Origin of the sequence: Nocardia sp. NPDC024068 (genome assembly GCF_040638875.1) — a bacterium.
Classification (GTDB): domain Bacteria; phylum Actinomycetota; class Actinomycetes; order Mycobacteriales; family Mycobacteriaceae; genus Nocardia.
The window spans coordinates 23,039-31,471 of record NZ_JBEZYU010000060.1; the positions used below are offsets into that span (position 1 = coordinate 23,039).

An 8,433-nucleotide genomic window follows, 5' to 3' on the forward strand; every position below is an offset into this window, starting at 1 on the left:
CGAACCGCGTCAGCCCCGGGCCATATCGACGAAACGCGACAGATGCAGCTGGTGCGCCACGGTGATCGTCGCCGTCGGCCCGTTACGGTGCTTGCCGAGGATCAGGTCCGCCTCACCACCGCGCGGGTCGTCACGTTCGATGGCGTCGGGCCGGTGCAGCAGGATCACCATATCCGCGTCCTGTTCCAGGGATCCGGATTCGCGCAGGTCGGAGACCTGTGGACGCTTATCGGTCCGCTGTTCCGGACCACGGTTGAGCTGACTGATCGCGACCACCGGAACTTCCAGTTCCTTTGCCAACAGTTTCAGGTGCCGGGAGAATTCCGAGACCTCCTGCTGCCGCGATTCGACCTTCTTACCGGAGGTCATCAGCTGAAGGTAGTCCACGACAACCAATTTGAGATCGTGACGCTGTTTCAGCCGCCGCGCCTTCGCCCGGATCTCCATCATGGTGAGGTTCGGTGAATCATCGACGAACAGAGGCGCTTCGCTGATCTCACTCATCCGGCGCGCGAGTTTGGTCCAGTCGTCATCGCTCATCCGCCCCGACCGCATATCCCCGAGTTTGATCTTCGCCTCCGCCGACAGCAGACGCATGACGATCTCGGTGCGGCTCATCTCCAGCGAGAAGATCACGCTCGCCAGCCCGTTCCGAATCGAGCAACTGCGCATGAAATCCATACCCAGCGTCGAATTGTGTGTGGGGACCATGGACCGGCCCGCCAGATACATATGCGCATCGTTGTCGACCTCGACGCAGCGAACCGGGACCGATTCGATTCGTCGTACATCGACGATGAACCGGGAATCGGTGCGCGACGAACGCCGGTCGGCGCGGCGCTGCTTGTGCAGCAACACCTTCCGATGAAGACCGAATACCTGGTCGGCGGTGCCGAAGGTGAGTGTGTAGGCGGTGGAACGCTGTTCGCTCCGCCCACGTACCCGCTTCGTCGAGACGCCGCAGCGATATCCGAGGCTTACCACCAGTTCACGTACATCTGCGAACAGCCGCTCGTCGGTGACCGAGAACTGCACCGAGCCGCCGTGGGTGACCGTGCCGTCGGTGTCGAGCAGACCGGCGAGAAGTGCGCGACGCTGCCGCTCCGATGCCCGCAGGTACTCCGGCGGAATATGTTTGGATCCGAGGACGCCGATCGTACGCAGCCGGGCCTGCACAGTGCCGATCGCGTTGCGGCACGCCTGGCAAAGCCGCAAGCCGATGGACCGCCCACCACAGCGCGGACAGGTCGGCGCCGCGACCGGCGCCGACAAGAACCGCGCTCGGCCGCCACACGACCGGCCGCAGGTCCGGACTTCGCTCGTGAACGGGGTGAACGGCTTTCCGCACACCGCGCAGAGCCGCTCAGGAGTAGGGGCGTCTTCCTGCAGTCGCAATTGATAACGCAGCGCCGCAGAGTCCGAGGGGACCGCCACGATACCTTCGCCTTCGATGCGGGTGATGATCTCCGGGTCCGCGGAGGTTATCTGCGCGGCCGCGGTCGTCCCGTCGCCCAACCAGGCACCCAGCGTGTAGGGCGGAACGAGTAGGTCACGTTCAGGCAGGTCCAGCGGTTGTGCGTTGGATACCGAGTGGTTGAGCCGCCTGTCGCCGGTAGCACACCGCAGTGTGGCCGCTATCTCCGTGGTGGTCCGGATGGCGGCGAAGGTGCGCTGGTTGCGGTATCCGTTGATCCCGGCCGCGGCCTGTTGCGCGGATCGCCGTGAGGCTCTGGTCTCGGTGAGCCACTGATGCTGTTCGTCGGCGATGATCACCGAGCCGTCGGAGAACTCCACCTCGTAGCAGGGACGCCCTGTCATCACTTCCGTCGCGGCGACGACGCGGGTGGGTAAGCCGTCGGCGCCGACCAACTGCTGGCCCACCCTGACCTCGCCCATGGTGGTCCAGCCGTCCGGAGTCGGCAGCGGGGTGTCCAACGCCAACGCTTTGCCGACACCGGGCCTGGCCGCGACGATGATCATCTGACCTGGATGCAGACCGTTGGTGACCTCGTCGAGTTCGGAAAAACCGGTGGGCACGCCGAGCGAGATCCCGCCCCGGGAGGCGATCGAATCGATCTCGTCCATCGTCGGCTGCAGGAGCTCTTCCAGCGGAAGGAAATCCTCGGAGGTGCGGCGTTCGGTGACCTCGTAGACCTCGGCCTGGGCCCGGTCCACCACCTCGGCGACATCCTGGCCGTCGGCACCGGCGTAGCCGTACTGGACGATGCGGGTGCCCGCCTCGACGAGGCGGCGCAGGATGGCCTTCTCGGCGACGATTTCGGCGTAGTACCCGGCGTTGGCGGCCGTGGGGACGGTCTGGGTGAGCGTGACCAGGTAGGGGGCGCCGCCGATACGTTTCAGTTCGCCGCTGCGGTCCAGGCCGGCGGCGACGGTGACGGGGTCGGCCGGTTCGCCGCGACCGTACAGGTCCAGGATCGTGTCGTAGACGGCCTGATGGGCGGGGCGGTAGAAATCGCCGGAGCGCAGTACCTCCACCACATCGGCGATGGCGTCCTTGCTGAGCAGCATGCCACCGAGAACCGATTGTTCGGCGGCCATATCGTGCGGTGGCTGCCGCCCGAAATCCTCGCCGGGCGGCTCGGGTGGGAAATCCGTGTGCCCGCGGTCATCGACGACTGCCATCCGACTCGACCGTCCTCTCCTTCGCGACCGGACGCACCCCTGGAGACATGGTCTACCTCGAGGGTCCGACAGGTTCGCCGGTACGCCGGGTGAGTCGCTGACCTGTGGTCAGACGTCCCAGCTATCACCCCGAGAAAGCCGATCCGCCATACCGCGACCGGGTGTCGCCGATGGTGCTGCGATGAACCTAAGCGAGGTTCTATCCACATGCCAAACGCGGCTGTGGATAGAACTGTGGATAACCTGTGGATAGTTCACCCCAGGTTGTGCACAACTTGTGGAGCGCCTGGGGAAAACACCGGTCGACCACCCGAAATTCGCAGCTAGACCGGGATCTTTGCGCTCAGCACAGTGTGGATAAACAAAGTCTCGGCGTGTCGACGTTGTTGAACATCCGGGCGTGTTGAGTTAACGGACAGGCGAACAGATATGAGCTGGGTCACATTACGTCCGGTTGGTTTTGTGATTGATCCACAGGATCCACATCTTGTGGATAACGCGGGCGGCACTGGAACCGGCGCTGCCGGCATCCGTACGGGCACCCGCCCTCACAAGAAAACCAGCTAATAGCCGGTTAATAGAAGAGTGGCGCAACACACCGTACCGGGGGCCATGAGATATGGCCCCCGGTGTCGGGTGTGTCGAGACCGGCGTCAGCCGGCGGCCACGACGTCCAGGGCGAGCTTCGCGGCGACGTCAGGATGCAGGTGCACGGTGACCTGATGCTTACCGGTGGCCTTGATATGGGCCTTCGGCAGCTCGATGCTGCGCTTGTCCAGCACCGGGCCACCGGCCGTCTTGATCGCCGCGGCGATATCGGACTGGGTGACCGAGCCGAAGAGTTTGCCGGTGCCGGCGGTCTTCACCGACAGGGCAACACCTTCGAGGCCTTCGATGGCCTGCTTCAGTTCGTTGGCGTGGCCGAGATCGCGCACCCGGCGGGCCTCCTGGGCCCGGCGGATACCCTCGACCTGTTTTTCCGCACCACGGGTGGCCACGATGGCCAGCCCGCGGGGCAGCAGGTAGTTACGGCCGTAGCCGTCCTTGACCTCAACGGTGTCGCCGGGAGCGCCGAGGTTGTCCACATCGGCGGTCAGGATGAGCTTCATATGCTTGACCAGACCTTTCTCAGCGAGCCGTCGAAACGTAGGGCAGCAGCGCCATCTCACGCGAGTTCTTCACCGCGATGGCGATATCGCGCTGATGCTGTACGCAGTTGCCGGTCACCCGGCGAGCGCGGATCTTGCCACGCTCACTGACGTACTTGCGCAGCAGCGGCACATCCTTGTAGTCGATGTTGACGAGCCCGGTCTTGGCTTCCTTGCAGAAAGCACAAGCCTTCTTCTTGAGCACCTTTTCGCGCGCCGGTGCCTTGGCCATTTTCGTTCACTCCGTATTCTTGGTGACCCGCCGCAGCGGGTCTATGCGGGCCGTCTCAGAACGGCGGTTCATCGTCCACACGGCCGCCGCCCCCGAAGGAGCCGGCCGCGGGCGCGCTACCCCACGGGTCTTCCGCTGCGCCCTGCTCGGACCGTCCGCCGCCGCTGTTACCGGCGTTGTAGTTTCCACCACCACCGCTGTTGGAACCGAATCCGCCACCGCCACCGCCCCGGCTGGTCTTGTTGACCTTGGCCGTGGCATATCGCAGCGAAGGGCCGACCTCGTCGACCTCGAGCTCCACGACGGTGCGTTTCTCGCCCTCACGGGTTTCGAAGGAGCGCTGCTTGAGCCGCCCGCTCACGATCACCCGGGCACCCCTGGTCAGGCTCTCGGCGACATTCTCCGCCGCGTCGCGCCAGATATTGCAGCGCAGGAACAGCGCTTCGCCGTCTTTCCACTCATTGGTATTACGGTCGAAGATCCGCGGCGTCGAGGCCACGGTGAAGTTCGCTACCGCCGCGCCCGCGGGCGTGAATCGGAGCTCGGGGTCGGCCGTCAGATTTCCGATGACCGTGATGACCGTATCGCCTGCTGCCATGGGGGGTTCCTCCTGCTCGGTGTGCAGTCCGGTTGCACTCGCTTGTCGCGCTAGAGCCTAGAGACAGACTCCGACGAAACCGCGGTACCGCCGGAACTACTTCTCGTTGCGCAGAACCTTGGTGCGCAGCACCTGCTCGTTGAGACCCAGCTGGCGGTCGAGTTCGCTCACCGTGGCGGGCTCTGCGGTCAGATCGACGACCGCGTAGATGCCTTCGGCCTGTTTGCGAATCTCGTAGGCGAGGCGCTTACGGCCCCAGATATCGACCTTGTCGACTTTCCCGCCCTCGGTGCGGACAACATTGAGCATGGTGTCCAGGGACGGCCCGACGGTGCGCTCGTCCATGCTCGGATCGAGGATGACCATCACTTCATAATGACGCACGAACCAATCACCTCCTGTGGTCTGTGATCGGCCACGGACGGTCCGTGGCAGGAGGTCGTCGCGTCAGCAACCGGGCAAGAGTACCTGAGCGGGTGGTCCCCGGCGAAATCGATCTTCTCGGCCGTATGCACCGGCTGTCCGGCGTGATCAACCGAGTGATTTCGGTGATCACCACCTCCGGTTCGCTGAACATCACGTATTGCTTTCTCATGAGTACGTCCGGGAGCGGGAAGGAGCCGAGCCCGCCCGGACGGCGGACACTAGGGTGGGCCGTATGACGATCGGAGCCGCCGCGCGCGCGTTCACGATCGGTCGCGTTTCCCGGCGGACGGCGGCGATCACCGCGGTGCTGCTGTGCGCGATAACGCTGACGGTGGCCTTTCTCAACAAGGCACGCTGTGCGGGCGCGCCCTTTCGCGCCGACGGCCGCAGCGTCGCGTTCGACTACCTGAAAGACGCCCGGGTCTGCTATTCCGATATCCAGTTCCTGTGGCTGGGCCGCGATATCGATCAGCATATTTTTCCCTACGTTCACGGCGGTATCACCGCCGACGGTTCGCTGACCGGCGGAGCCGTGGAGTATCCGGTATTGAGCGGCCTGCTGATGTGGCTCGGCGCGCTGGGCGCGGACAACGATGCGGTGTTCCTGCTGCATTCGGCGCTGCTGCTGGCTCCGTTCGCACTGCTGACGGCCTGGTTGCTGGCGCTGCTCTCCGGCCGGGCGGCGCTGCTGTGGGCGGTGGGCCCGCCGTTGGTGCTCTACGCCTTCCACAACTGGGAGCTGCCGGTGGTGTGCACGACCGTGGCGGCCTTCGCGGTGGTGACGCTCGGGCGGTTTCCGCTGCGGACCCGCGGGATGATCGCGGGGGTGCTGCTCGCGCTCGGATTCTGTTTCAAGATCTATCCGGCGATTTTCGTCGTTCCGCTGATGCTGTACGTACTGACCGGCGGCGATGAGCGCACCGGACCGGACCGCCACCGCCCCCCGGATATCCGGGGGGCGCTGTATACCGCCGCCGCCGCATTCGGCACCGTGGTCGCGGTGAACCTGCCCTTCGCGCTGGCCGGGTTCGACGGATGGCGGGCTTCCATCGAGTTCCAGCAGCAACGCGAAGCCGATATCACCACGAATTCGATCTGGTTCTGGGGTCTGCGGCCGCTGTTCGGCACCGACGCGGTGGGTACCGACGCGTTCGCCGATACCGTCTCGATCGCCTCGCCGGTGCTGATCGTCGCGTCGTTCGCGCTTGCACTGTGGGTGGGATGGCGGCGGTACGACGAAACGGGCGTTTTCCCGTGGATCGGGGTCAGCGGTGCGATGCTGTGCGGGTTCCTGGTCTTCCACAAGGTGCACTCACCGCAGTACACGCTGTGGCTGATCCCGTTCCTGGCCGTCCTCGCGGTGCCGTGGCCGGTGGTGTGGAGCTATCTCGTGGCCGATATCGCGATCGGCGTGGGCGTTTTCCGCTACTTCTACGCAATGGGCACCGGGCATTCGATCGAACTGATGGAGGCCGTGGTGCGTTTCGGGGTGTGGGGGCGGGCGACGCTGCTGATACTGCTGTTCTCGATATTCCTGAAGGTGCCCCTGCGGCTGCCCGCCCGGCAGGATCCGGTCCCGGCCCCGGACGAGCGGCCCTCGAAGGCGGGCACGGCGGGCACGGCGGGCACACAGCCGAATCCGTTCCAATAAAACTAGAACGTGTTACATTCAAGGTATGGCACCTGTCGGGTTCGCGCGTACCGCCTGCCCCTACCAGCGGTAAGCGGCATATTCGAGCACGAGGGGTGACAGCGGCCGGATCAGCCGCCGCGCGGCAATTATGTAACTTGTTCCAGGCATAGGGAGACAGCACCGCCATGCGTACCGATATCTGCGACCGGCTGGGGATCGAGTTCCCCATCTTCGCCTTCACCCACTGCCGCGACGTGGCGGCCGCGGTCAGCAATGCCGGCGGGCTCGGCGTTCTCGGCGCGGTCGGGTTCACGGCCGAACAGCTCGAGGTCGAACTGGCCTGGCTCGACGAACACGTGGGCGACAACCCCTACGGTGTCGACCTGGTCATCCCGTCCAAATACGAGGGCAAGGGCATCGAAGGGCTCTCGCCCGAACAGCTCGAGGCCGAACTCGCCAAGCACGTCCCCGAAGGTCACCGCGAATTCGCCGAAAAGATCCTCGCCGACCACGGTGTGCCGAAACTGCCCGAAGAAGAAACCCACCCGCAGCTGCTCGGCTGGACCTCCACCACGGCCGGGCCGCAGGTCGAGGTCATCCTGAAGCATCCGAAGGCGAAACTGGTCGCCAATGCCCTCGGCACCCCACCGCCGGAGTTCGTCTCCCAGATCCAGGAGTCCGGCCGGCTCATCGGCGCGCTCTGCGGATCGGTCAAACACGCCATGAACCACAAGGACGCCGGGCTGGACTTCGTGGTCTGCCAGGGCACCGAAGGCGGCGGGCACTGCGGCGAGGTCTCCTCGCTGGTGCTGTGGCCGCAGGTCATCGACGCGGTCGGCGATCTCCCGGTCCTGGCGGCGGGCGGTATCGGCGACGGCCGCCAGGTAGCCGCCGCGATGGCGATGGGCGCGGCGGGCGCGTGGACGGGCTCGATCTGGCTCACGGTGGAAGAGGCCAATGTGCCGCCCGCGCAGATGAAAACCTATATCGACGCCACCAGCCACGACACCATCCGCTCGCGCGCCTGGACGGGCAAACCGGCCCGCATGCTGCGCAACGACTGGACCGACGCCTGGGAGTCCACGGACACCCCGGACCCGCTGCCCATGCCGCTGCAGATGATGGTGGCGCTGGACGGGGTGAAACGCGGCCACCGGTACCCGGAAGCGGCCAAGGACGTCAACTTCAACCCGGTCGGGCAGGTCGTCGGGATGATGAACAAGATGGAGCGTTCGGCGGACGTGATGAACCACCTCATCGAGGACTACGTCAACGCGTGCGAGCGGCTGAACAAGCTGAACGGCGCGCTGTAGATCGACACCTGATGCCGCCCGGCCGCGAAATTGCGGCCGGGCGGCATTTGTGTGGCCGGGCATTACCGGAGGGGTCCGGTCCGCCAGGACTGGAAGCCGGATTCGAGCACATGCATCGACGCATGACGGTGTGTCTTCGGGTTCGGGGGTGAGCGGTCCGCGAAAGGTGCTGGGTGTCCCCACTCGCTAAGGCGGGAAGGAGACCTTGCTCGCGAAGGTGGGGCAGGTGACCTCACCCGCCAAGGTGGGACAGGTGACCTCACCCGCCAAGGTGGGACAGGTGACCTCACCCGCCAAGGTGGGACAGGTGACCTCACCCGCCAAGGTGGGGCAGGTGACCTCGCTCGCCAAGGTGCTGTGTTTATTGGCGCGCTGGCGCGCGCGGGGTTCGGCCCCCTGAGCGTCTGCTGTCAGCCCTCGAGACTCGTGGCTTCGCCACA

General features: G+C 65.3%; 8 protein-coding genes. 3 read left to right on the plus strand and 5 right to left on the minus strand.

The window, feature by feature from the left end; translation table 11 throughout:
• Nucleotides 1–9 precede the first annotated feature (9 nt).
• The 5 genes from dnaB to rpsF form a co-directional block, all read right to left on the minus strand.
• Entirely contained in the window at nucleotides 10–2,643 is a 2,634-nt protein-coding gene (gene dnaB / locus AB0F41_RS27535) for a replicative DNA helicase (protein WP_357428738.1), read from the minus strand.
• A gap of 653 nt (nucleotides 2,644–3,296) precedes the next feature.
• Nucleotides 3,297–3,752 (minus strand): 50S ribosomal protein L9, encoded by a 456-nt coding sequence (gene rplI / locus AB0F41_RS27540; protein WP_357428740.1) that lies wholly within the window; start codon nucleotides 3,750–3,752, stop codon nucleotides 3,297–3,299.
• A 19-nt stretch (nucleotides 3,753–3,771) separates the two neighbouring features.
• A complete protein-coding gene (rpsR, locus tag AB0F41_RS27545; protein ID WP_357428742.1) occupies nucleotides 3,772–4,023 on the minus strand; it encodes a 30S ribosomal protein S18 in 252 nt (83 codons plus the stop codon).
• 55 nt (nucleotides 4,024–4,078) lie between these two features.
• A complete protein-coding gene (locus AB0F41_RS27550; RefSeq protein ID WP_357428744.1) occupies nucleotides 4,079–4,621 on the minus strand; it encodes a single-stranded DNA-binding protein in 543 nt (180 codons plus the stop codon).
• A gap of 96 nt (nucleotides 4,622–4,717) precedes the next feature.
• Nucleotides 4,718–5,005 (minus strand): 30S ribosomal protein S6, encoded by a 288-nt coding sequence (gene rpsF, locus AB0F41_RS27555; RefSeq protein ID WP_357428746.1) that lies wholly within the window; start codon nucleotides 5,003–5,005, stop codon nucleotides 4,718–4,720.
• Nucleotides 5,006–5,279: 274 nt separating this feature from the next.
• Between rpsF and AB0F41_RS27560 the strand changes: the two genes are divergently transcribed.
• The 3 genes from AB0F41_RS27560 to AB0F41_RS27570 all read left to right on the plus strand — a co-directional run bounded on the left by AB0F41_RS27560 (nucleotide 5,280) and on the right by AB0F41_RS27570 (nucleotide 8,393).
• Nucleotides 5,280–6,698: a glycosyltransferase 87 family protein gene (locus AB0F41_RS27560; RefSeq protein ID WP_357428748.1), complete on the plus strand. Its 1,419-nt coding sequence runs from the start codon at nucleotides 5,280–5,282 to the stop codon at nucleotides 6,696–6,698.
• Between the two features lie 167 nt (nucleotides 6,699–6,865).
• Entirely contained in the window at nucleotides 6,866–7,993 is a 1,128-nt protein-coding gene (locus tag AB0F41_RS27565; RefSeq protein WP_357428750.1) for a nitronate monooxygenase family protein, read from the plus strand.
• 226 nt (nucleotides 7,994–8,219) lie between these two features.
• Complete coding sequence (locus AB0F41_RS27570; RefSeq protein ID WP_357428752.1) at nucleotides 8,220–8,393, plus strand: hypothetical protein; 174 nt, start codon at nucleotides 8,220–8,222, stop codon at nucleotides 8,391–8,393.
• The last annotated feature ends 40 nt before the right edge of the window (nucleotides 8,394–8,433 follow it).